The organism is Aquimixticola soesokkakensis, assembly GCF_900172375.1.
Lineage (GTDB): Bacteria > Pseudomonadota > Alphaproteobacteria > Rhodobacterales > Rhodobacteraceae > Aquimixticola > Aquimixticola soesokkakensis.
This window is the reverse complement of the sequence record NZ_FWFS01000016.1, coordinates 1-22,221: the sequence shown is the minus strand read 5'-3', so window position 1 is coordinate 22,221 and position 22,221 is coordinate 1. Positions and strand designations below refer to the sequence as shown.

The following is a 22,221-nucleotide window of genomic DNA, read 5'->3' as shown; positions in this document are numbered from 1 at the left end:
CCCTCGCCTCTCCAACCTCATCGACGCGACGGACCTCGGCAACCGTGGTGTCTTTTGGTCGGGCCTTCAGCCCTGCAAGCCTATTTGAGCCGTTCATAGACAGCCTCCGTAAAGTCTTTGGCGTTCTCCAAAGCCTTATCGACCTTGCCGCCAGTTACCATGTCAGGGTCTTTCATCATCGCGGTCAGATCACCGCCATAAGCGAAGATTTCTGAAAACGCTGCGCGCGCGACGAGGGATGGCTCGATGACGTCGATCCCTGCCCCGCGCAGCTGTAGTTCCAGCTCTTTTTGAACGCGGCTTTTCACAGCTGCGCTTGTTTTGGTCAGAACAACGGCGTGACGGATTGTGCGGCCAAGCGCCTCTTCCTCTTCTCGGATCAAAGCCAAGGCTTCAGACCCGATCTCCGCGTCAAGCGCCGTTGGCTGCATCGGGACGATAACCAGATCGGCTTGAGAGATAGCGCGACTGACAAGCTGCGATGCTACGCCTTCAAGATCAACAATCACGATCTGCCCATCGCCATCTGATGCCCTGATCGTCGGCACTATCTCAGAGCGCCCTATATCCTGATGAAGCGTCACACCTTTGGGGAGTCCGTGAGATGCCCATCGGGTCAGTGACTTGTTGGGGTCGCAGTCCAAGACTGTCACTTGAGCTCCCATCCGAGCGAACTCTGTTGCCAGGATTACAGCACATGTGGATTTTCCGACGCCCCCTTTGGGACTTGCCATGACGATGACGGGCATTGCTCGGCCTCATACTATTTTCATTACCGGATATATATCACTTACCGGAAAAATTTCCAATACCGGAATAAAATTTGATACCGGATTCAAATCAATAACCGGTTTTAAATCCAGTTATGGTCTACCGCGTTTCTCAAACCACTTGCGGCAGAAGCCTACGAATGCGGCATCCACATCCCTCGGAGCCTCCACGATCCAGTCGCGCCACTCACTTTCCAAGTGACGTACATCCCAACCAGGCGCGGCCTGTCGCGCCCTATCGTAGGTTTCAGATTTCAGTGGAGGGATATGCCCTTCGATAAGAGAGGGCGGGGTCATCGTACCGCGATTGGTGAAAACCACCATGTCCGCCACTTCATCGAAGAATACTTGATAATCGGGCAGGTGATCATGAACAGCCAGCTGCTTGATCATCTGACGAAATCGCTTTTCTGGGCTTTGCGATCCAGACTTCATAAGCAGGTGCTTTAGGGTAATCTTCCAGCTCTTTTGCTGACCACAGTGCTTGCGTGCCAGCTCGTAAACGCGGCGTTCAATCGGCTTGCGCAAGCGAAAGTAGTCGCGGTGAAGGGTCAGCACCTCTTCATTTTTGATTGCATTGAAGACCCAGTCCGACAGCTTGACCTCACACCAGAGCAAACGACCGTCGAGGCCTTGCTTTCGACGGATGGAGGAGGCGTCGATCAACCCGAACCCATCAATCTGTTCTTCGTCACCAGAAACGATGTTCGTTCTGATCCGCGTGCCTTCCAACCGATCAAGCGCATCCATAAGCGAGATGTATTCTCGACCACTGGTGCCACGGTTCGTGAAAATCAGGAGTTCGTGCGAATTGATACGAACGCGGGGCGAGACCGGTTCCCCATGTTTAAGTTTCGCCATGATCTGACTGATGCAGTAAATCAGGATGTCCTTGTCATAGATGGTTGCCAGCCCTTTGACACTCGGCGTGATTTCTAACCAGTGATCACCGTTCCTATAACGCTTCACAGAAGTCTCTGGTTTCTTGGAGAGTGAGTAGAACGGATGCTCCATATGTTGCATGACGTCCTTGAGAACAGCGTCTGCAACGTCACAGATGAACAGATCGTGCTGAGGGTGACGATCAGGCAAGAGGGGTGTCATTGGGTTCGTGTTTTCAGTTACCATAGCAGCACATTCGTGTTTTTAGTTACCCATGTCAAGATTCGTGTTTTTAGTTACCAAGATTCGTGTTTTTAGTTACCAAGATTCGTGTTTTTAGTTACCAACGGACTGCGTAACATGTTGATTCAAAATAGACAAACAGGCCCCAAAAACAGCTTAACACTATATTTAACACATATTTAACACACTGAGCCTGTGGATAACTCAGGCAAACAATTCAATTCAGTGGGTTTTGATCGAATCTTCCACGGTAGGCCTTGCTCTTGAAATACACATTCTGCTTGGCCTTGAGCGGGTTGCGGTTACCCACCAACAGCAGCAGATCATCCGCCTTCATGCCCGTAATCTGTTCAGCTGTCATGATCTTCTGACGCTGCTCCGAGTAGGAAAAATCACGGCCCTCGTGCGGGACCTTGCCCTCTCGAATTTGCTGAGAATAGACCGTGCTTTCCCCGAGGTGCCGCGCTGCCCATTCGGCGGTTTCGATATCGTTGAGGTTGAAGACACGCTTGGTGATGCAAGAGCCAAAGATCGACCGGGCATCGTTTGGCCCATAGGCCTTTTCGACCTGACCCGTGTCTTGCGTGACGAACAGCGCTTCCACACCGGCTCCTGCGGCGACATTGGCAATGTTCATGATCTGCTCCATACGGCCCATCCGCACGAACTCATCGAGAACCAGCAGGATCGGGGCCTTGACCTTGCGCCGCCCGTCCTGGCGCACGACCGTGCCCAGCACGAGGTTGATGAACAGGCGCATGAAGATCGCTTGCTTATCCACCTGATCGAGCGGGACCACGATGAAGAGATCGACTTGGTCATCAAGCAGATCATCCATGCGGAAGCTGGACTCGGCCAGGAAGTGGCGCATGTTGTCCGACTGCATCCACTCGAAGGCCTTTGAGACTGCCGTCTGGATCGACCCACGTTCACGGTCACCCGCGCGCAGGATCGTGGCGGCGGTTTGGGCAGGGCGGTGGCCAACGAGGTCCTTGTTTTCTGACCAGGCTTCAAGCGTCCCGTCGAGGCTTGCGGACAGAAGCAGGTCGGCGACGGCGATTAGGTTGCGCCGGTTTGGTTCTTCCTGCGTCACGACCACTTCGATCGCAGCGGCGACCAGTTGGCGCGCCATTTCCGAAAAATGCGCGCCGTCGCCTTGTTCCGGTTTGACCAGGCCGTCTGCAACGAGGGCCACGTCGCGGGCCAGCTCATGGGGCCGGATGTAGTCAAGCGGGTTGAACTGGTCCTGTCCGTCCTCGACAAGGCCGAAGGGGTTGAGGACCGCCACCTTGCGCCCGAGCTCTTCGCGGTGCCGCCGCGTGACCGCGAAATTCTCGCCCTTGATGTCCAGGACGACGACCGGCCCCTGGTGATCGAGGATCGCCGGGATCACGGCGCTGACGCCCTTGCCGCCCCGTGTGCCGGAGACGACGAGGTGATGCCCGCCGCGCCAGCCCTTCGCATCGTTTTTGACGTAGCGCAGGAGCTTGCCCTTGTGCAGGGCGAGGGGCAGGCCGGTCTTGTTGTGCACAAGCTGGGCAATGTCGCGCGGGTCCATCCATCCCGCTTGCCATGGGCCAGTGCGGGATTTGCGGTTGCGGCCAATGCGCGGATTGAAGATCGCCACCAGCGGGGTGCTGACAGCGACAGCCACGCCGAAGGCCCCGAGCGCGAAGGAGATCGCCATGGCCTGTTTCTGCGGATCAGAATACCGCGCCAGCCCCTTGAGTCCTTCCCAAATGGCACGGGGGAGGGGCCAGCCAGCGCCCGTCCATGCCTGGACAGTCGCCAGCATGTCGCTGAGCGGCGCTCTGAGGGGCGTCAGGGCTGTGAGGGCGGCAGCGCACAGGCAGAGCCATGCAAGGAGCTTCAGGGGTGTCCTGTGGCGCTCTGCGGCGGTTCCGAGGGTGTCGAGGATGGTGGCCACGGCGATGATCGGGAAGGCATAGGTGGTCACCCGGTAGATCGCGACCGCTTGCGGAGCCAGGATGAGGGCGGCAGCGGCCAGGATCACAGCACCCATCATGATCACCCAGTGGCGGGCTTCCAGAACAAAACTCATGACCGGTCCTCTTGCGCGTCAGGAAACAGAATCTGCCAGAGCCCCCGGTCGCGGTCCCGCTGGGTGAGGCGCTCTGGCAGGTCGCGCCGCACGATGCTCTGAAGAGCAGGTTCGGCGCTCAAACGGTCGAAGACCAAAGTGCCCAGAAGCCATTTGATGCGGTCTTCGTCTTTCTTCTCAGACAGACGCCGCCGGGCATCGAGCGCTGCGATCTGAGCGTCGAGCTGGGCTTTCTTCTCGGCCAGTTCTTTAATCCGGGCGTCGGTTTGGCGGCTTTGGGACATGGGGCAACCTCGGGCATAATGGCGGCGAATGTAGTGGCGGATTGATATGTTGAAAAGAATTAAATGCGCGCTTATACATTGTCTTCGACAACGTGCGCGTCCTCATGGGGGTAAACCCCCGCGCCGGACGGCTTCCCCCCAAGGCGGCGATGCCGCCTAAACGAGGGTTTCACCCTCGCGCTCCCGACCAGCGCAACTAGGCGCTGGACCCTGTTTTGAAGAGAGGCGTCCCAAGCGTGGCGATCTACCATCTCAGTGCAAAAGTGATCAGCCGGGCCGGGGGCCGGTCATCGGTCGCAGCCGCCGCCTACCGGACGGCTGGGCGGCTGCGGGATGAGCGGCAGGGGTTGGAGCATGACTATTCCCGCAAGGGTGGCGTCGTGCATTCCGAGATCATGGCCCCAGAGAATGCGCCCGACTGGATGCGCGATCGCGACCAGCTCTGGAATGCGGTTGAGGCGGTCGAGAAACGCCGTGACGCCCAACTTGCTCGCGAGATCGAAGTGGCGCTGCCGCGTGAGCTTGATCGGGGCGAGAGGTTGGAGTTGTTGCGCGGATTCGTGCAGCGAGAATTTGTCGATCGCGGCATGATCGCGGATGTGGCCATTCACGAGGGCAAGGCCCGTGATGGCCACGGTCAGCCCCATGCGCATGTCATGCTGACCATGCGGGAGCTGACCGGCGAGGGGTTCGGGAAGAAAGACCGCAGCTGGAATGCGCCAGACCTTCTGATGGGCTGGCGCGAAGCCTGGGCGCGGGATGCGAACACGGCCCTTGAGCGGGCAGGGCGGTCGGAGCGGATTGATCACCGGTCCCTTGATGTTCAGCGCACTGAGGCCGAGCAACAGGTCGAGCGGGCGCGGGGGGGCGGGCAGGAAGAGCTTGCGCTTGAGCACGAGAAGAAGGTGGTCGAGCTCAGCCGCGAGCCCGAGCCGAAAATCGGCCCATCGGCCAATGCCCAGGAGAAGCGCGGGATTGTCACCGAGCGCGGCGACGCCTTCCGCGCGACGCAGGCGCGCAATGCACAGCGCCTGGAGTTGGGCTGGCGGCAGCTGGAATTGCGGCTTGAGCTGATGGAGCGGGGGCGCGCCTTCATTGCCACCGCGCGCGAGCGGCTGGATCAGCTTTGGGACCGCGCTGAAGCGGCGATGTCACGGATCAAGGAGAGAGTTATGGGCGAGGTCGAGAGGCCGCAGGCTGGTGCCGAGCGGGGCGATATGGACGCGCGCCGGGCGGCAGTGTTGGGGCGCGACGTTGATCGGGCGGAGGTACAAGCGCCGGATGTCGGGCGCGAGCGCGCCCCTTCCGACGATCCTATTCGGGAGCGTCGGAACGCCATCCTTGGGCGTGGGCGTGATATCGGGCAGGAACGTGATGCCGCCGCCGTCGAGCGGGACATCGTCGCCCGTGATGGCGAGGGCCGTGACCAAGGGCGGTGGGATGACATTCTCGGGCGCGGGCGTGATAATGCGTCCGAGCGCGGGCAGGGCCGCGATCGAGACAGAGACAGAGAACGGTGAAAGACATTTGCGGAGGGGTGGCCAAGATGAAGAAATGGCGCGTTGTTCTGGACGCCGCGAAGGCCCCGACCTGCGGTGACTGGGTTGCCGTGAGCGGGCTTTGCCCAGGTGAGGAAGAAACCGCACGATTCCTCTTTTTGGACGGGACGGAGGCAGATGGGTTCACGTTCCTCGATGCCCCACAGGAGCAGGTTGGCGACTCTCCCAGTGGCGAGCAGGTTCCGTGGCTGCACTTTCCAGACTGCATGGAGATCGTCGGAGTGGAACGTCAGGACTGGCGACCGCCGAGCTGGCCGCATGACAAGGCATTGTGGCGTCTGACCGTGGTGAGCCTGCCGTCGAATATTGCGTTCGAGAAACGGCTTTTGGACGGTCAAGAAAGCAGGCGTGGCGTCCTGAGCCGGTTCGGGCTGAAATAGCGCTGGCGCGAGCCAGCCTTTGGTCACACGTGAGGCGGCATTCACTTTGCCGCTTCAGCAAGCTCATGGGTGGTTTTGAGAATGATTTCGACAAGCTGGATACGCTCGCCCTTGTGTTCCCACATATCCACTGTCGCCCAGAGTATCCCAATCACGGTTACGGCTATTTCCCGCAGCTCCGGTTCAAGGTCCAAGGGGCCGGTACGAAAACCATTATCATCTGCATAAATGAGATAGTTGCGGCCCCCGGAGCCTTCCTTCAAAAGCCGATGGACATCCTTCTCGTTTGTGAAACGGGCGTATATGTCATCTGCGAAAGACGCGCTGGAATTGCCGTTTTGGTCTACGGACCCCAGCAAGCGCATTGATGCAACCTGATATGATACCTGTCCATTGTCCTCGTATCTGACCGCAATCCGGTCATGATCGGCCTGATAGGCCAAACCGATCTTGTAGGCACCCAGTAATTCGATGATTTGACCGCAGAGCCAGGGCAGCGTTGATTTATGGACGTGGTCTTTGGGGCTGACCTTCTTGGCGAGAGCCGTATAGCCGCTTTTCTTTGCGCATGCGATGAAAGCAGCCACAGCCTCTTCCAGCGCGTGCATCAGGAAAAACGTGGCCGGTACACGATAGCCGCGCTCTCCTTCGCGATAGGTCGTGCTTTCGAGCGTAGCGATGCCGCCCGCCCAGTATAGGCTTCGTACGGCATTGTGCGCACAGAATTTCGCCCGACCAGGCAATATCTCGATCCGGTCGCGCACCCATCTCGCCATATCGCTTTCCACCACCCTCAGCAGTTCTGGATTCATCGGCTCTGTCATTGCATCGTCCTTTACCTGCTCGTTTCATGCCTAGCATGGGAGGTGCGGTTCTGGCCGCAATATTATTCTGTCCATTCCCTTATCGGCATTACGGCAGGGCCCGCACGTCTACCGGCTCCGCCCGATTGCGACAGCACTTACATGGCCGTGTAAACACGACGAGTGTTTCGTTCAGACTGAATTGTGTGATCCCGGCAGTATGCCGGTCTCGCTTTGAGCGATAGACAGGGCAGGGGATCGACGGGCTGACGCCCGCTCACCCCAACCCTGACAGTTTCTAAATCCTGTTGATCCGCCTGCCATCCTGGCAGGTCCGAAAAAACCGGCAAGCACCGCCTATGGCGTCGGTTCCGGTCGAGAATTCCGGTTCCTCCCACGCGCAGGCGCGCGGTTCCCTCCCAAATTCACGCCCTCCACCCGGTTGTCACGGCCCCGCCAGGCCGCAGGACGGGCTTTGCCCTTACCTGCTCTGCCCTTCGGAATGCATGGGCATTCCAAAGATCAGAACAGGAAGGCCCGCCCATTGGCGGAAAGGGGAACAGACCCGGCCCGCGTCACGCGAAGGAGGGTCACAAATGACCGCAGAGAAGTTTGACGTTTATTCCCATGTCACAAATCAGATCATCGCGCAGATCGAGGCCGGAACACCGCCATGGCGCAAGCCGTGGACCGGTTGCGGGGCATCGGTCAGCTTGCCGGAACGGTTCAACGGCGAAGCCTATCGGGGCATCAACATCCTGATGCTTTGGGCCACGGCGATGGCCAAGGACTACAGCTCAGCTCGCTGGATGACGTTCAATCAGGCCAAGGAGCTTGGGGGGCATGTCCGCAAGGGTGAGAAATCCGCCACCGTGGTGAAATACGGCACCGTCGAGCGCGAGGACGAAAACGGCGAGGAACGCCAGATCCCCTATGCCAAGGCCTACCGCGTGTTCAACGCCGACCAGATCGAGGGCTTGCCCGCTGAATTCTATATCCTGCCCGATCCACCGCGCGATCTTGGCACCGTGGCCGACCCCGAGCTGGAGGCGTTCTTTGCCGCGAGTGGCGCGCAGATCGACACCACCGAGGAGCCGCGCGCCTATTACAACATCAAGACGGACCGCATCCACATGCCGCCGATCGCGACCTTTCACAGGGCCGCAGGGTATTACGGCACCTTGGCGCATGAGCTGACCCACTGGACAGGGGCGACAAAGCGGCTGGACCGTTTGGGCCGGTTCAACGACCGCAAGGCCTACGCCTTCGAGGAGCTGGTCGCGGAAATCGGAAACTGCATGCTTTGCGCGCAGATCGGGGTGGAGCCTGTGTTCGATCAGAGCGCAGCCTATGTCGAAGGATGGCTTGAGGCGATGAAGGAAGACAGTCGCGCGATATTCCGCGCCGCTTCCGAGGCGCAGAAGGCCGTCGATTACATCATGGCCCACACGGCGCAGGCCGACCGGATGGCCGCCGAGTAACAGCCCGCACAGTCGCACTGATCGAGGCCCCCGTCGGCAGGCGGGGGCCTTGTTGTGTTGTTGTGTGATCTTGGCCGAGGGCGGTTTCAGGGTGACCTGTCGGCGGGCAACCTAAAGGTCACCTGCCGACAGGCCCGGCGCTTCGCGCGGACGGGCATACGATGCCCGGAGGGCCGCTCGGAAATGTAGGGTAATGAGCTAAGCAGTTTCAGTGTGGCCTGTGACAGTAAAAATTGCAGTAGGACTACCTACGTACAATTTTCTTGACATCAATGTCTTGATGTCCTATTTGTATGAGTATGACCTACAGCATAAAAAATATCAACTTGGGCGAAGCGTGCGAAATTCGAGCGGGCTATGCCGCCAGAACTGCCCTCACAGAGGACGCCGAGAAGGGCGTCCCTGCTATCCAGCTGCGTGATCTTCAAGGTGAGCGGGTCAGTCTAAGCGTGGCGGGGAAATATGCCTTGGATGGCAAGCTCGACCGTTACCTGGTTGAGCATGGCGATGTCCTGTTCCGCTCGCGCGGAGACAACAACACAGCCAGCATTGCCATAGGAGGTGCGGGTGAAGCAGCGGTCGCGTTACTGCCAGTGATGGTGATCCGCCCGAGCGGAGATGATCTCCTCCCAGAATACGTCGCGTGGTCGATCAATCAGCATGAAGCGCAGCGGCACTTAGACTTGGGTGCGCGCGGGACAAAGCTTCGGATGATCCCGAAGGAGTGTCTTGAAACGCTACCGCTGCACATACCGAGTCTGGCCGTGCAGCGGATGATCACAGAGCTCGATACCCTGTCCGCAACAGAAACCCGGCTTTTGCACGAACTGGCTGACACGAAAAGAAAATTCACGAGATTCGCCCTGCTTCAACAGGTGCGAAACGCTCAGCTTCACGGCAATGAAGCTGAGCATAACGGTGCCCACCGCTCCTCGAAAAGCTCGGGCAAATCGCAACGGACAAACTCATGAGGTGAACATGTCCATCAACATTGGAAGCTACCACGCCGAAGGCCCTTTCGGCAATGAAAACAACTTGCAGGCCCGCTCTGGCGTCTACGTGATCCTTGGGCGGCACAGCACGGCGTCCACCTGGAACGTGGTCGATGTCGGAGAGTCGCAGAATATTCGGGAACGGGTGTCGAACCATAACCGCGCGCCGTGTTGGCGCGGGCAGGAGCACGCCGAGCTGTCGGTCGCCGCGATCTACGCCGATGCCTACAATCGCATGCTGATTGAGCGCCAGCTGCGCGCGCAGTTTACCCCGCCTTGTGGATTGATTTGAGCCAACTGGGGGCGGGCACATGTCCCGCCCCACAATGAGACGCAAAAGGATTTGAAAATGAACGATAAACTGACACAGGCGGAAGTGAACAACGCAGCATGGGCTGCCTGCGACACCTTCCGGGGCGCGGTCGATCCCGCGCAGTACAAGGACTACATCCTGGTGATGTTGTTCCTGAAGTACATCACGGACAACTGGAACGACCACTTCGAGACCTACCGCAAGCAGTATGGTGACGATGATGTGCGCATCCGCCGCCGCATGGAGCGCGAGCGCTTCTACCTGCCCGAAGGCGCAAGCTTCTATGACCTCTATGAACAGCGTAACGAGCCGAATATCGGCGAGCTGATCAACATCGCCCTCGAAGACATCGAGGACAAGAACCGCTCCAAGCTTGAAGGCGTGTTCCGCAACATCGACTTCAACTCGGAATCGAACCTTGGTCGCACCAAGGATCGCAACCGCCGTCTGAAGAACCTCCTCGAAGACTTCAACAAGCCTGCCCTCGACCTGCGCCCTTCGCGGGTGAAGGAAGACATCATCGGGGAAACCTATATCTACCTGATTTCTCGCTTCGCCTCGGACGCAGGCAAGAAGGCAGGCGAGTTTTTTACCCCAGCCCCCGTCTCCGGCTTGCTGGCGAAACTCGCCGCACCAAAGGAAGGCGACACGATCTGTGACCCCGCCTGTGGCTCTGGCTCGCTGTTGATCAAGGCTTCTGAAATGGTCGGCTCGAACAACTTCGCCCTCTATGGGCAGGAGGTGAACGGCGCGACCTGGGCACTGGCGCGAATGAACATGTTTTTGCACGCCAAGGACGCCGCGCGCATTGAATGGTGTGACACCCTGAACAGCCCCGCGCTGATCGAGGGCGACCACCTTCAGAAATTCGATGTCGTCGTCGCCAACCCGCCGTTCTCGCTCGACAAGTGGGGCGCGGATGACGCGGACACAGACCAGTACAACCGCTACTGGCGGGGCATCCCGCCCAAATCCAAGGGCGATTATGCCTTCATCACCCACATGATCGAGATCGCCAAGCGCCAGTCAGGGCGCGTGGCGGTGATCGTGCCGCACGGCGTTCTGTTCCGGGGTGGGGCAGAGGGCAAAATCCGCCAGCAGCTGATCGAGGAAAACCTTCTCGACGCGGTTGTCGGGTTGCCTGCGAACCTCTTCACCACCACGGGCATCCCCGTTGCCATTCTGGTCTTTGACCGTTCCCGCGAGGAAGGTGGCGCGAACGCGGGTCGCAAGGACGTGCTCTTCATCGACGCGAGCAAGGAGTTCACGCCTGGCAAAGCCCAGAACGTGATGGACGAGGACACCCACATCAAGCGGGTGCTCGACACCTACAACGCCCGCGCCGAGGTCGATAAGTATTCACACCTCGCCAGCATCGATGAGATCGCCGAGAACGGCTATAACCTCAACATCCCCCGCTACGTGGACACCTTCGAGCCGGAGGAAGAGATCGACGTTGCCGCCGTGCAGGCGGACATCGTGCGGATCGAAGGTGAGATCGCAGACGTGCGCGCGAAGATGTCGGGCTATCTGAAGGAGCTCGGGATTGATGTTTAGGTCCGCAGAAAAACGCCCACCCGAGCAAAAGAGTTACATTGAAACCAAGATCGGGCGACTACCGAGAGAATGGGACATTGCGAGGTTGGGGGACGTCACGGAGCCCACTGCCCCTATACGTTACGGCGTCGTGCAGATTGGTCCTGACACGCCGGATGGTGTGCCGATCGTACCGATTAAGCACATTCAGCGTATCGGAGATGCCGTACTTCATCGAGCGTCGCCGAAGATCGAAGCCAAATACAAGAACAGCCGCGTGAAGGGTGGCGATGTTCTATTGTCGGTAAAGGGAACCGTCGGTGAAGTCGGAGTAGTGCCTGATGGCTTTGAAGGTAATATCGCGCGCGAGATTGCGCGAATCCGCCCGCAAGCGTCCATTGACCAACACTTCCTATCATTGCAACTACAAGCGCCACAGACACAAAAGCGCATCGATAATCTCGTTGTTGGATCGACGCGTCTTGAGTTCTCTATTCATGCGGTTCGAGACTTCGTAGTCGCGGTTCCCCCACTTCCCGAACAGCGCAAGATCGCCGAGATTCTGCGGACATGGGACGAGGCGCTCGAAAAGCTCAACGCCCTGCGGGCTGCGAAGTCGCGGCAACTGGATGGACTGGCCGCGAAGCTCATCCATGACGATCAGGTCGAGCGGTTTCATTTGCGCGAGTTTCTGAAGGAGTCATCAACCCGTAACCGAGACGAGCAAGTACAACGTGTGCTCAGCGTGACCAACTCGGCAGGCTTCGTGCTCGCAGAGGAGCAGTTTGCGCACCGCGTCGCCTCTGCCAGCCTGTCGAATTACAAGATCGTTCGCTGGGGGCAGTATGCCTACAACCCGTCGCGAATCAATGTCGGCTCTATTGCGCGGCTCGATGACTGGGGCGAAGGTGCGCTCAGTCCGATGTATGTCGTGTTTCAGGTGAAGGGGGGACTCGACGCTGATTTCTTCGGGCACTGGCTTCGTTCTGCTGAGGCCCGTCAAAGGATCGCTCTGGCAGCGCAAGGCAGCGTTCGGGAGACAGTCAGCTTCGGCGATCTCGGCTCGATCTTGGTGCCGGTCCCAACAATCGAACGGCAGCAAGCCATCGCGAAAGGACTCAACGCCGCGCAGGCCGAGATCAACCTCCTCGATGATGAGATCAAGGCTGTGACCCGGCAAAAGCGCGGCCTAATGCAGAAGCTCTTGACGGGCGAATGGCGTGTCGAGGTTGATACCGTTGAAATTCCCACAAACACCAAGGAGGCCGAACATGCCGGATAAGAAGAATTACTGGACCCAGCAGCGCCCCGACGGGAAATGGGAGTCCAAGCGCGAAGGTGCTTCACGCGCGAGCAAGGTCACGAATACCCAAGCCGATGCCTGGACGCATTCGCGACAGAAGCCCAAGGCGAAGCCTTTCTGAAAGGCCGTGACGGCAAGATTAGAGACCGAAATACATATGGCAAAGATCCGTTTCCTCCGAAGGGCTGACGGAACTTTGCAAATTACTTTGAAACATCAAGATATCTAAGAGGTGACCATTAATGGATGCAAACAAACGTACAGCATTAATTTACGATTTTGACGGGACGCTGGCTCGCGGAAATCTTCAGGAGACAAGCTTCATTCCTAAAATTGGAATGACGAAGGAAGAATTTTGGGGCGAAGTAAAGCAGCGCACACGGGAGCATGACGCTGACGAAATCCTCGTGTATATGCATCTGATGCTTGAAAAAGCCCGTGAAAAAGGCGTTCAGGTTACGGTTGAAGACCTGCAGAGCCATGGTCAGGAGGCCCCGCTATTCTCCGGGCTCGCGGACAAATCATGGTTTGAGCGGATCAATGCGCATGCTGTTGAGCGTGGGCTCGCCCTTGAGCATTATATCGTCTCTTCTGGCATCCATGAGATGATAGAAGGCTGCGCAATCCGCGATGCTTTCCACCAGGTCTTCGCATCGAAATTCATCTATTCCAAGGGCGTAGCGGCTTGGCCAGGGGTCGGCATCAATTATACGACCAAGACCCAGTACTTGTTCAGGATCAACAAGGGAGTCGATAATCATTGGGACAATGAATCTATCAATAGTTATGTCCCAGAACTAGAACGCCCAATACCATTTGATCGGATGATCTTTCTTGGAGATGGCGATACAGACATTCCAACCATGAAAATGCTGACTTACAAGGGCGGGCACTCGGTTGCAGTTTATGACCCGACCAAAACGAAGCGGGATATTGATAAGGTTCACAAGCTAATTTCGGATGGTCGCGTCGATTTCGTTGCTCCTGCTGATTATAGTGAGAACGGCCAAATCGACATCATCGTTAAGGGGATTATCGGTCGGATTGCACGGCAACATGGATACAGGCCCAAGGCATGACCTTCGATCCCGCAGAAAAATATCAATCCCAGATACCGGCGGTCCAGACGCTGGTGGCGCTTGGTTTCCAGCCCCTTTCACAGGGACAGGTCGATCAGCTGCGGGGTAAAACCCGCAGCGTGATCCTCGACGACATCGTTGTGGAGCAGATGCTGAAGCTCAACAGCTACAGCTATCGCGGCAAGAGCTATGCGTTCGATCTGGAAGATGCGCATGAGGCGCTGCGCCGCCTCAAGCCGACCCCTGACAAACTCAAGGGGCTGAAAGGCACGAACCAGGATATCTATGATCTCTTGGTTCTGGGCACGACGATTTCCAAGGCGATTGAAGGCGACAGCAAGAGCTATTCCTTCAAGTACATCGACTGGGAGACGCCCGAGAACAACGTCTTCCATGTGACGGCGGAGATGAGTGTCGAGCGAACAGCCAGCACCGCGACACGGCGCTGCGATATCGTCTGTTTCGTGAATGGTATCCCGTTCATTGTGATCGAGAACAAGCGCCCGACAGAGTCGCTCAAGAAAGCCGATAGCCAGCTGATCGGGTATCAGAACGAGGACAACATCCCGCAGCTTTTCCACTATGCGCAGCTCTTGATGAGCATGAAGCGGCAGGAAGCCCGTTATGCCACCGTGGGCACGCCGCGCAAGTTCTGGCAAATCTGGCGCGATGAAGAGGATCAGGACGCGGACATCTTCACTGCGATCAATCGACCTTTGACGGCAGAGGAAAAGAGCGCTGTTTTCTCCGGCGACCTTGCCGACGCGCGCGTCTTTTTCGAGGAGTTGGCAGCGGGAGGGGAAAGGTCGATCAGTGAACAGGATCGCGCCATCTACGCGATGTGCCGACCGGCGCGCCTTCTCGATCTTGTGCGCCGTTTCACGGTCTTCGATGGAGGGGTGCGCAAGATCGCTCGCCATCAGCAATTCTTCAGCATCAGAATAGCTCTTGCTCGCCTGAAAGGCTTCGATCTGGAAGGTTGTCGCAAAGGCGGCGTGATCTGGCATACGCAAGGCTCAGGGAAGAGCCTGACAATGGTGATGCTTGGGCGCGCTCTTGCCCTCGACAAGGACGTGAAGAACCCCCGTATCCTGATCGTCACGGATCGCGATGACCTGGACAAGCAGATCAAGGGCACGTTCAAGTCCTGCGACCTTGAACCCGTGCGCGCAGCCACGGGGGCAAACCTGGTCGAGCTGATCAGGAACCGCGCACCATTGGTTACGACAATCATCAACAAATTCGATACCGCCATCAAGGCGGATAACTTCAAGGATGATAGCGCCGACATCTTCGTTCTCGTCGATGAAAGCCATCGGAGTCAGACAGGCCGCTATGGCGGTCACGGCAAGTTCGCCTTGAAGATGCGGCGTATCTTGCCGAACGCCTGCTATCTCGGCTTCACCGGCACGCCGCTTCTGAAGAAGGACAAGAACACCCTCGATACGTTCGGGGGGTTGATCCACAAATATACGATTGATCAGGCGGTGAAGGACGAAGCGGTCGTCCCTTTGCTCTATGAAGGGCGCTTGGTCGCGCAACAGGTGAGTGGCGATGTCGTCGATACCTGGTTCGACAAGATCAGTGAGGGGCTGACGGAGAAGCAGAAAGCCGATCTAAAACGAAAATTCTCGCGAATGGATGCCTTGTCAAAGACGAGCCAAGCCATCCGCGCCAAGGCGTTCGATATCTCAGAGCACTACCGCCAGTATTGGCAGGGCACGGGTTTCAAGGCGCAACTGGTGGCACCCTCAAAGGCCGCTGCCGTGCGCTTCAAGGAGGTTCTCGATGAGATAGGCCATGTGACGAGCGAGATCATCATCTCCGCCCCTGACGACAAGGAAGGGAACGAGGAAGTCGATCAGGAATCCAAGGACTTGGTACGCAAGTTCTGGGACAAGATGATGGCCAAGCACAAAACCGAGGACGAGTATAACCGGCAGGTCATCGACGCCTTCAAGGGCTCAGGCGATCCCGAAATCCTAATTGTCGTTTCTAAGCTTCTGACCGGCTTTGACGCCCCACGAAACACCGTGCTCTACGTTTGCAAACCGTTGCGCGAGCACAATCTTCTTCAAGCCATTGCCCGCGTGAATCGCCTCTATGAGGACGACGACAAGGAAAAGCAGTTCGGCTTCATTGTCGATTATGAGGGGCTTCTTGGAGAGCTCGACGCAGCACTTACGACGTATAGCGCTTTCGAAGGTTTCGACGGTGATGATGTCGCAGGATCATTGCATGACATTCGGGAGGAAATTCGCAGGCTGCCGCAGCTGCATGACCAGCTGTGGGATGTCTTCAAGGAGGTTCGCAACAAGAAGGACATGGAACAGTTCGAACAGCTCTTGGCTGACGACGCTAAGCGAGCAGACTTCTATTCTCGGCTGAAGGACTATGGCCGCTGCCTGCACATCTCACTTTCCTCAGAGAAGCTTTATGACGTGTTTGACGAGGCGGAGGTTTCCACCTTTACGAAGGATTGGAAAGCCTTCTCCGAGCTGAAGCTCTCAGTCCAGCTGCGCTATCAGGAAACCGTTGATGTGAAAGAGTTCGAGCCCAAGATTCAGAAACTGCTCGACGATCATGTCACGGCGAAGCCTGCGGAGGTGATCATCGACTTAGTGAATATCAACGATCCTGATGCGTTGAATGCTGTGATCGAAGAAGAGGGCAAAACTGCCGCCTCCAAGGCGGATCGCATTGCAAGCGCCACCAAGCGCACGATCACGGAAAAGATGGAGCAAGACCCCTCCTTCTACAGGCAGTTCTCCGAGATGCTTGCTGAGACGATCCGCGACTATCGCGAGAAACGGATTTCGGAGAAGGATTACCTCAAGACAGTCGTGGACTTGGCAGCTCGCGTTGCGCGTCGCGATCATGGCCGTGACATGCCCGAAAGCATCAAGGGAGACACGGACGCTCAGGCTGTCTTCGGCGTCCTTGAACCGATCCTGAAGGAGATCAACGGCGGTGTTGAGGATACTGTGACAGCCGATGTCGCGCAGTCGATCATCGGGATCGTCAAGGATCACCACATTGTCGATGTCTGGTCGAACGAGATGGCGCAGAACAACATGCGCAACGCTATCGACGACTATTTCTTCGATGTCGTGCGCGACGAGAAGGGCATCGACATTCCGCTCGACTTTCTCGACGACATCGAGCTGCGGATCATGGATATCGCGCGGGCTAGGTTCCCCGGATGAGTGCCGAGGTTCTTGAGGCTAGCTTCGGCAGCGAGACGATCCGTTTTTCTGTCGTGAGGCGGGTTCGCAAGACCCTGTCCATAAGCGTCTTGCCCGATCAGCAGGTCGAGGTTGTCGCGCCCGAGGACGCGAGCTCTGAACGTATCATCGAGAAGGTGCGCAAACGCGCGCCGTGGATATCCAAGCAGCTGCGCTACTATGCTCAGTTCCAGCCCAAAACGCCAGAACGCCGGTATATCGGCGGCGAGACCCACCTGTACTTGGGGCGGCAGTATAAACTCAAGGTGATCCCTGGCATACAAAGCTCCGTCAAGATGCAGCGCGGTCAGCTGATGGTTTGGAGCACAAAGCCAGGTCGAGCCGCACACACCCGTGAGCTTGTTCGAGACTGGATGTTGCAGCGGGCCCAGATCAAATTTGCCGAACGCCTGGATGTCTGTCGAGGGCGCTTTTCCGACCCTGAGAAGGTCGTCCCAAACGGCCTCATCATTCGCGAGCTGAGCTATCGCTGGGGCTCGATGACAGGCCGGAAGAATCTAGTCCTCAACCGTGCTCTGATCAGGGCCTCGACAGAGGCCATAGACTATGTGATCACGCATGAGCTGTGCCATATCGAGCACCCCCATCATGGACCCGCCTTCTTTGACCTCTTGAGGCGCGTCATGCCGGATTGGAAGGCTCGGAAACTCAAGCTCGAACGACAACTCGCGTAGCTGGTCCAGGACCGGCTAAACTCGATCAGTTTACTCTAGCCGCTCCGCGATCCACATCTTGATCAATGCCTGACGGGTGATGCCGAGCTTCTGGGCCTGCCGGTCCAGACCGGCAACGACCCAGGTCGGGAAATCCACGTTCACCCGCTTGGCCTCGACATTGAGGCGGCGCGCCTTTGTCCAATCGACATGGGCGGACATGTCTTCGCCCGCGTCGAAGCGTTCGTCGAATTCAGTCGCCTTCATAATGGTCAATCTCCTGCTTGCGAGCGCGGCGCACGGAGATGATCCGCACCCGGTCGCTCCGGTATGTGTAGACAGCCGTCCAGTGTCTGGCCGCGATCATGCCAACCGCCAGAAAGCGTGGCTCATCCGTGACGTTGGCAGGGGCCTCGATCAGATAAGGATCATCCCAGAGGGCCTGGGCCTCATCAAAGTCGATCCCGTGCTTCTCACGGTTCGCGGCGCTTTTGTCGGGGTCATACTCGAACTTCATAAGAGGCAATATATGTTGAAAATGGTATAATTACTATACTTTTCAGCCGCACTATACAATGACGAGATTTACTCAGCTAAAAAGCAGCAACGCCGCCCGCATGTCCTTAGGACATGCGGGCGGCGTTGCTGGCCAGTCAAGAGGCTTGTGCGAGTCCGTCACGCTATCATCTGAACATCGCCAGCTGCTGAGGCTCCACCCAATAGCCGCGCTGACGCTTGGAGGCTTCCAGTGTGACCAGAGCCGCAACGGCCTGGTTCTCTTCCTCGAACCAATCCATCCGAACCTGACCGCCCTGCCCTATGCGGCCCCATTCGCGGTACAGCGTCCATTCGCCGAACAGGTTCGGCATGACCGCCATCCGGTAGAACCGGACCATTTTCTGCGCAGGCTGGCGTTTCTCAAGATAGGTCTGCATGGCCGTCACAGGTGATACTTGCGCGCAATTTCGAGGGCTTCGGCCTGTTCGGTACCGATGTATTCCTTGGTGCTTTCAATGCTGGCATGGCCGAGCAGGAGCTGGGCGGCGCGCAGGTTGCCGGTCTGCTGGTAGATGTGGGTGGGGAAGGTCCGGCGCAGCGAATGCAAGCCGTAGAGGCTGGGATCGAGGTGTGCCTTTTCCAGCCAGGAGCGGAACAGCCGCCAGAGCTGACTTTCACTGAGATGGGACTGGGACCACCGTGCCCCCTGCCCCGTGAACAGCCAGCCGTGCAACGGCTTTTCTGAAGCTGCGAGATAGGTGCGCAGACTGTCGCGCGTGCCCGAGGACAGCCGCGCTTGGACCGGGCGTGCATTGCGGGCTTCGGTCTTCTTCTGCCGGATTTCCACGATCTCGCGCACCCCGACCGGGGTGGCTACATCGGCCACCCGCAACCGCACCAGATCCGATCCCCGGAAACTTGTGTCGAGGGCGGTGTTGAACAGTGCCAGATCACGCAAGGCTTTTTCCTGGCGCAGGATCATCCGGATCAGGGAAACCTGGTCGGGCGTCAGCGGTGGTTTTTTGCCCACGACGCGGCCTTTGTTCCAGGTGGTCTCGACGGCAGCTTTCACGGGCAAATCCTTGCGAGGTTATAGCGGTATAATGCCTATAAACCTTGCATAATGAAAGACACGTGTTGCGCGACTTGGTATTTTACCCATGTTTTGCTGAGTTTTTCGCTTGGGCCTTCATGCAAGCTTTTATCATAAAGCTCGCATGATAGCAGAGCACGTCACGACAGGACGAGTGATCCTAGATAACGAGAAGTTTCTTGATTGAAACAGGCTTTGGCTCCTTACTTGAGGGAGTTGAAAAGTTAGGATTTGCTTTGCCAATAAACAATCTCACCCTGCGGAAGGCGCTAAAGTTAGCCTTTTCGGACCCTGCCTCTCGTCGCACTGACATACGCGGCATTATTCGTGCGGACATAGCACGAGAGGCGGGTACTGACAGCGGCGGCGGCGATTTCTATGGCCCATTTTGGTACGATGCTAAACAGCACGTTCTAGGTCTCTCAGATTTGCACGTCGATACGCAGAACCGCATTGATTCCAATCCAAGGAGGCGAAATCTGTATCCCCAGCTGAGGGATGGTTTTCTACTTTGGTGGAGTGAGCGACGACGCTGGATAAACTCTCCCTACGAGCAAGGCGACAATCATTCTGGCCAAATTTCTATCCCTCAAATCGGAATGACTATCAGAGTGGAAAACCTGATATCTGTGATTGACGGCCATGGCGATGAGTATGCTGTTTATCCATATTTCTCCCCGGAACCGAATATATCCGAGGATGCAGGCAGAGTCGGCCTTTGGGGCATGACAGAGGCTTTAACAGAGATTTCCCCCTCTCAACTTCGGTTGCTGGACGTACTTCGGGGACAGGCATTTTCGTTAGATCGAAGCCCCTTACAAGGTAACGAGCGAGAAGTTTTCACTGCTCGTTTAAGCGCTGTAATTGAGGAATACGAGGCGTTGCTGGCCGAGTATGAGTAGCCGAAAAATCAAGCGGAGCTGATGGTTTCAAAAAGCCCTTTCAGACCGTTCTGGAACGGATCGAGCGAAAGGGCCCGTTCTTCGGCCCAGACAATCCACTCGCTGAGAGGTCTACCTTCAATGTCGGCGTCACCCTCAATTTGCAGTCGGCGGCATAGTTCGGCGATGAAAGCCAAAAGCCGCTCGCGCTCCCGCCAGCTTTCAGCATGGTCCTGAAACCGGCTCCAACGCCTGTAATCAATCTCTTGTTGTCTTTGGCGCTCACGACGTTCTGCTTGCTCTTGCTCATAGCGGCGATGTCGCTCCTCACGCTCTCGCGCGGCCTCTGCCAAAAGTGGCCCTGCCGCGATAATCGCGCTAACGATATCGGGCAGGATAATCGCCATTTTCTTCTTGGACGTTTCAATCCAGTCGCGACTACGACCATTGACATAAGTGTCGAACCTCACGCGCAGGAAGCCAGAGGAAACAAGGCCTGTTTGGTGGTGATGGGGAAAGGCCGTCCACTTCCCTGCCCCCTCCATGATCTTTGTCGCCCTCGACATTTTCTCAGCGATTACGCACTTGAGCTCTTGCTCGCTGACAAGGAATGTCACCTTGCCTGTAAGCTTGGCTTCGCCGATCTGTCCCCCTTGCTTCTCAATCGCGCGAAACAGGGTGCTTGTCACGCTGAAGCGATATCGGTCACGCGCAGTGAGGTCGCTGATATGAGGAAGTGATCCTCCCCAAAAGTCGCGCGACCGTTGCCGGTTTTCCGCTCGACGGCCCTCCTGTAGCTGATGGTGCTCTGCGACCCATGCCTTCACCTTGGGGTGCAGCGCTCGCATATGGTCAAGGCTTTCGTCGTCTTCATCGAAGGGTGGTAGTTCCGCAACGGGCTCAGCGTCGCGAGGTGGGACGGACGCAGGTACTGGCGGTCTACCACTGCCCCGCGCTGGCTTGATTGAAGGGGAGGTCTTTTGGGGTGGTTCGAATGACGGCAAAGGAGGCATTTCAGGAGCACGGCCAACGGCCTTTTTCTGCCAGTAGCCCAAGGGTGGCGTAGGAATTTGGCGCTTTCGACAAAGAGCGGCCAAGCCTGGCCCGTTCGTCGCGAGTTGGGCACCAAGCTTGCTCATGGGGGTCTGCCAGACCAGTTCGTAAAGTTCCTCGCGAGACATTTCCTCTGCGGGGCGGGTAACGATGTCATCCATGTGAGCCCTTTCTCTCTCGTAAATTCTCCATGAAATTGACTGCCGCCTTCGTACCACCCCTTTACTTGTACTTAATATTGTACATATAGAGGGAAGCAAAGGAGAGTCGACATGGATGTTATGACCTACTCAGACGCACGAGCTCAACTGAAGGGCGTCATGGATCGAGCGATCCACGACAAGCAGGAAGTTGTCGTGACGCGCAAGAAGGGCGAGTCCGTTGTGGTCGTGTCCTTGGACACTTGGAACGCCGTCAATGAGACGTTGCACCTCTTGTCCACACCGAAAAACGCATCCCGCTTGCGCGCGTCGATCGCGCAACTCGATGCTGGAACTGGCGAAGAGCGTGAGCTGACCGAGTGAAGCTGGTTTTTTCCGATCAGGCCTGGGAAGACTATCAATACTGGGTCAACACCAACGACAAGGTACGCGACCGGATCAACGAGCTGATCAAGCAGTGTAAGCGAACCCCCTTCAAGGGAACCGGCAAGCCGGAACCTTTAAAGGGCGATTTGACTGGCTGGTGGTCCCGGCGGATTTCTCAGGAAGATCGAATGGTCTACCGGGTCAGTGGAGCTGGCGATGGCCAAAGCCTAGAGATTGCGCAACTGCGGTTCCATTACTGAATGGTCCCAAGGTTAGCGCGCAAGCTTTTGATATTCTTCCCACATCATCTCTATTAGCTGGCCCTGCGTAATGCCAAGGCGCTCTGCCTCATTGGCAATCGCTTCACCGACTTCAGGGAAAACTTTCGGGTGCAGCTGATAGGTGCGAGGGCTTGGTTTACGCCCTGGTTTCTTGCGTGGGGTACGATCAAGGAAACCCCTCGCCTCTCCAACCTCATCGACGCGACGGACCTCGGCAACCGTGGTGTCTTTTGGTCGGGCCTTCAGCCCTGCAAGCCTATTTGAGCCGTTCATAGACAGCCTCCGTAAAGTCTTTGGCGTTCT

Annotated in this window: 25 protein-coding genes; 14 read left to right on the top strand and 11 right to left on the bottom strand. The window is 57.3% G+C overall.

Annotated features, from left to right (window positions below):
* Window positions 1–80: 80 nt before the first annotated feature.
* From AQS8620_RS16505 to AQS8620_RS16490, 4 genes are all read right to left on the bottom strand, one after another.
* A complete protein-coding gene (locus tag AQS8620_RS16505) occupies window positions 81–749 on the bottom strand; it encodes a ParA family protein (protein WP_085838125.1) in 669 nt (222 codons plus the stop codon).
* A gap of 114 nt (window positions 750–863) precedes the next feature.
* Window positions 864–1,898 (bottom strand): replication initiator protein A, encoded by a 1,035-nt coding sequence (locus tag AQS8620_RS16500; protein WP_085838124.1) that lies wholly within the window; start codon window positions 1,896–1,898, stop codon window positions 864–866.
* Between the two features lie 214 nt (window positions 1,899–2,112).
* Window positions 2,113–3,957 carry a type IV secretory system conjugative DNA transfer family protein gene (locus AQS8620_RS16495; protein ID WP_143267575.1) on the bottom strand — a complete coding sequence of 615 codons (1,845 nt, stop codon included), beginning with the start codon at window positions 3,955–3,957 and terminating at the stop codon, window positions 2,113–2,115.
* Window positions 3,954–4,241 carry a hypothetical protein gene (locus AQS8620_RS16490; RefSeq protein ID WP_085838123.1) on the bottom strand — a complete coding sequence of 96 codons (288 nt, stop codon included), beginning with the start codon at window positions 4,239–4,241 and terminating at the stop codon, window positions 3,954–3,956. Before AQS8620_RS16490 ends, AQS8620_RS16495 begins: the two co-directional genes overlap by 4 nt.
* A gap of 236 nt (window positions 4,242–4,477) precedes the next feature.
* Here AQS8620_RS16490 and mobQ point away from each other — a divergent pair, with 236 nt between their 5' ends.
* Window positions 4,478–5,761, top strand: a complete 1,284-nt coding sequence (gene mobQ / locus AQS8620_RS16485) for a MobQ family relaxase (protein WP_085838122.1) — start codon at window positions 4,478–4,480, stop codon at window positions 5,759–5,761.
* 26 nt (window positions 5,762–5,787) lie between these two features.
* Complete coding sequence (locus tag AQS8620_RS16480; protein WP_085838121.1) at window positions 5,788–6,180, top strand: hypothetical protein; 393 nt, start codon at window positions 5,788–5,790, stop codon at window positions 6,178–6,180.
* Between the two features lie 41 nt (window positions 6,181–6,221).
* On the opposite strand, the gene AQS8620_RS16475 is transcribed toward AQS8620_RS16480, so the two are convergent.
* Window positions 6,222–7,004 carry a hypothetical protein gene (locus AQS8620_RS16475; protein ID WP_085838120.1) on the bottom strand — a complete coding sequence of 261 codons (783 nt, stop codon included), beginning with the start codon at window positions 7,002–7,004 and terminating at the stop codon, window positions 6,222–6,224.
* 575 nt (window positions 7,005–7,579) lie between these two features.
* Here AQS8620_RS16475 and AQS8620_RS16470 point away from each other — a divergent pair.
* The 9 genes from AQS8620_RS16470 (at window position 7,580) to AQS8620_RS16430 (ending at window position 17,606) form a co-directional block, all read left to right on the top strand.
* A complete protein-coding gene (locus AQS8620_RS16470; protein WP_085838119.1) occupies window positions 7,580–8,464 on the top strand; it encodes an ArdC family protein in 885 nt (294 codons plus the stop codon).
* A gap of 293 nt (window positions 8,465–8,757) precedes the next feature.
* Window positions 8,758–9,435 (top strand): restriction endonuclease subunit S domain-containing protein, encoded by a 678-nt coding sequence (locus AQS8620_RS16465; RefSeq protein WP_085838118.1) that lies wholly within the window; start codon window positions 8,758–8,760, stop codon window positions 9,433–9,435.
* Window positions 9,436–9,442: 7 nt separating this feature from the next.
* Window positions 9,443–9,748 carry a hypothetical protein gene (locus tag AQS8620_RS16460; protein ID WP_143267574.1) on the top strand — a complete coding sequence of 102 codons (306 nt, stop codon included), beginning with the start codon at window positions 9,443–9,445 and terminating at the stop codon, window positions 9,746–9,748.
* Between the two features lie 57 nt (window positions 9,749–9,805).
* Window positions 9,806–11,326, top strand: coding sequence for a type I restriction-modification system subunit M (locus AQS8620_RS16455; protein ID WP_085838116.1), 1,521 nt, complete (start codon window positions 9,806–9,808; stop codon window positions 11,324–11,326).
* Window positions 11,319–12,587, top strand: coding sequence for a restriction endonuclease subunit S (locus AQS8620_RS16450; RefSeq protein WP_085838115.1), 1,269 nt, complete (start codon window positions 11,319–11,321; stop codon window positions 12,585–12,587). Before AQS8620_RS16455 ends, AQS8620_RS16450 begins: the two co-directional genes overlap by 8 nt.
* Window positions 12,577–12,729, top strand: coding sequence for a DUF2188 domain-containing protein (locus tag AQS8620_RS16445; RefSeq protein ID WP_234990532.1), 153 nt, complete (start codon window positions 12,577–12,579; stop codon window positions 12,727–12,729). Before AQS8620_RS16450 ends, AQS8620_RS16445 begins: the two co-directional genes overlap by 11 nt.
* Window positions 12,730–12,850: 121 nt before the next feature.
* Complete coding sequence (locus AQS8620_RS16440) at window positions 12,851–13,687, top strand: HAD family hydrolase (protein WP_085838114.1); 837 nt, start codon at window positions 12,851–12,853, stop codon at window positions 13,685–13,687.
* Window positions 13,684–16,893, top strand: a complete 3,210-nt coding sequence (locus AQS8620_RS16435) for a type I restriction endonuclease subunit R (protein ID WP_085838113.1) — start codon at window positions 13,684–13,686, stop codon at window positions 16,891–16,893. Before AQS8620_RS16440 ends, AQS8620_RS16435 begins: the two co-directional genes overlap by 4 nt.
* The gene (locus AQS8620_RS16430) at window positions 16,890–17,606 is read left to right on the top strand and encodes a M48 family metallopeptidase (RefSeq protein ID WP_085838112.1); all 717 of its coding nucleotides are present in this window, start codon (window positions 16,890–16,892) and stop codon (window positions 17,604–17,606) included. Before AQS8620_RS16435 ends, AQS8620_RS16430 begins: the two co-directional genes overlap by 4 nt.
* Window positions 17,607–17,636: 30 nt before the next feature.
* Here the strand turns inward: AQS8620_RS16430 and brnA are convergent, their stop codons facing one another.
* The 4 genes from brnA to AQS8620_RS16410 all read right to left on the bottom strand — a co-directional run bounded on the left by brnA (window position 17,637) and on the right by AQS8620_RS16410 (window position 19,155).
* A complete protein-coding gene (gene brnA / locus AQS8620_RS16425; protein ID WP_066009074.1) occupies window positions 17,637–17,852 on the bottom strand; it encodes a type II toxin-antitoxin system BrnA family antitoxin in 216 nt (71 codons plus the stop codon).
* Window positions 17,839–18,102, bottom strand: a complete 264-nt coding sequence (locus AQS8620_RS16420; protein ID WP_085838111.1) for a BrnT family toxin — start codon at window positions 18,100–18,102, stop codon at window positions 17,839–17,841. Before AQS8620_RS16420 ends, brnA begins: the two co-directional genes overlap by 14 nt.
* 166 nt (window positions 18,103–18,268) lie before the next feature.
* Complete coding sequence (locus tag AQS8620_RS16415) at window positions 18,269–18,520, bottom strand: WGR domain-containing protein (RefSeq protein ID WP_085838110.1); 252 nt, start codon at window positions 18,518–18,520, stop codon at window positions 18,269–18,271.
* Window positions 18,521–18,525: 5 nt separating this feature from the next.
* Window positions 18,526–19,155 (bottom strand): tyrosine-type recombinase/integrase, encoded by a 630-nt coding sequence (locus AQS8620_RS16410; protein WP_085838109.1) that lies wholly within the window; start codon window positions 19,153–19,155, stop codon window positions 18,526–18,528.
* Between the two features lie 200 nt (window positions 19,156–19,355).
* Here AQS8620_RS16410 and AQS8620_RS16405 point away from each other — a divergent pair, with 200 nt between their 5' ends.
* Entirely contained in the window at window positions 19,356–20,078 is a 723-nt protein-coding gene (locus AQS8620_RS16405; protein ID WP_200809650.1) for a hypothetical protein, read from the top strand.
* An 8-nt stretch (window positions 20,079–20,086) separates the two neighbouring features.
* Here the strand turns inward: AQS8620_RS16405 and AQS8620_RS16400 are convergent, their stop codons facing one another.
* On the bottom strand, window positions 20,087–21,271 hold the full coding sequence (locus AQS8620_RS16400; protein WP_085838107.1) for a hypothetical protein: 1,185 nt from the start codon (window positions 21,269–21,271) through the stop codon (window positions 20,087–20,089).
* A 111-nt stretch (window positions 21,272–21,382) separates the two neighbouring features.
* Here AQS8620_RS16400 and AQS8620_RS16395 point away from each other — a divergent pair, with 111 nt between their 5' ends.
* Both AQS8620_RS16395 and AQS8620_RS16390 read left to right on the top strand, forming a co-directional pair.
* Window positions 21,383–21,634: a type II toxin-antitoxin system Phd/YefM family antitoxin gene (locus tag AQS8620_RS16395; protein ID WP_036743750.1), complete on the top strand. Its 252-nt coding sequence runs from the start codon at window positions 21,383–21,385 to the stop codon at window positions 21,632–21,634.
* Complete coding sequence (locus AQS8620_RS16390) at window positions 21,631–21,897, top strand: Txe/YoeB family addiction module toxin (protein ID WP_036743748.1); 267 nt, start codon at window positions 21,631–21,633, stop codon at window positions 21,895–21,897. The genes AQS8620_RS16395 and AQS8620_RS16390 overlap by 4 nt, the downstream gene beginning before the upstream one ends.
* A gap of 12 nt (window positions 21,898–21,909) precedes the next feature.
* Here the strand turns inward: AQS8620_RS16390 and AQS8620_RS16385 are convergent.
* A partial coding sequence (locus tag AQS8620_RS16385) for a hypothetical protein (RefSeq protein ID WP_234990531.1) occupies window positions 21,910–22,221 on the bottom strand: 312 nt, incomplete at its 5' end.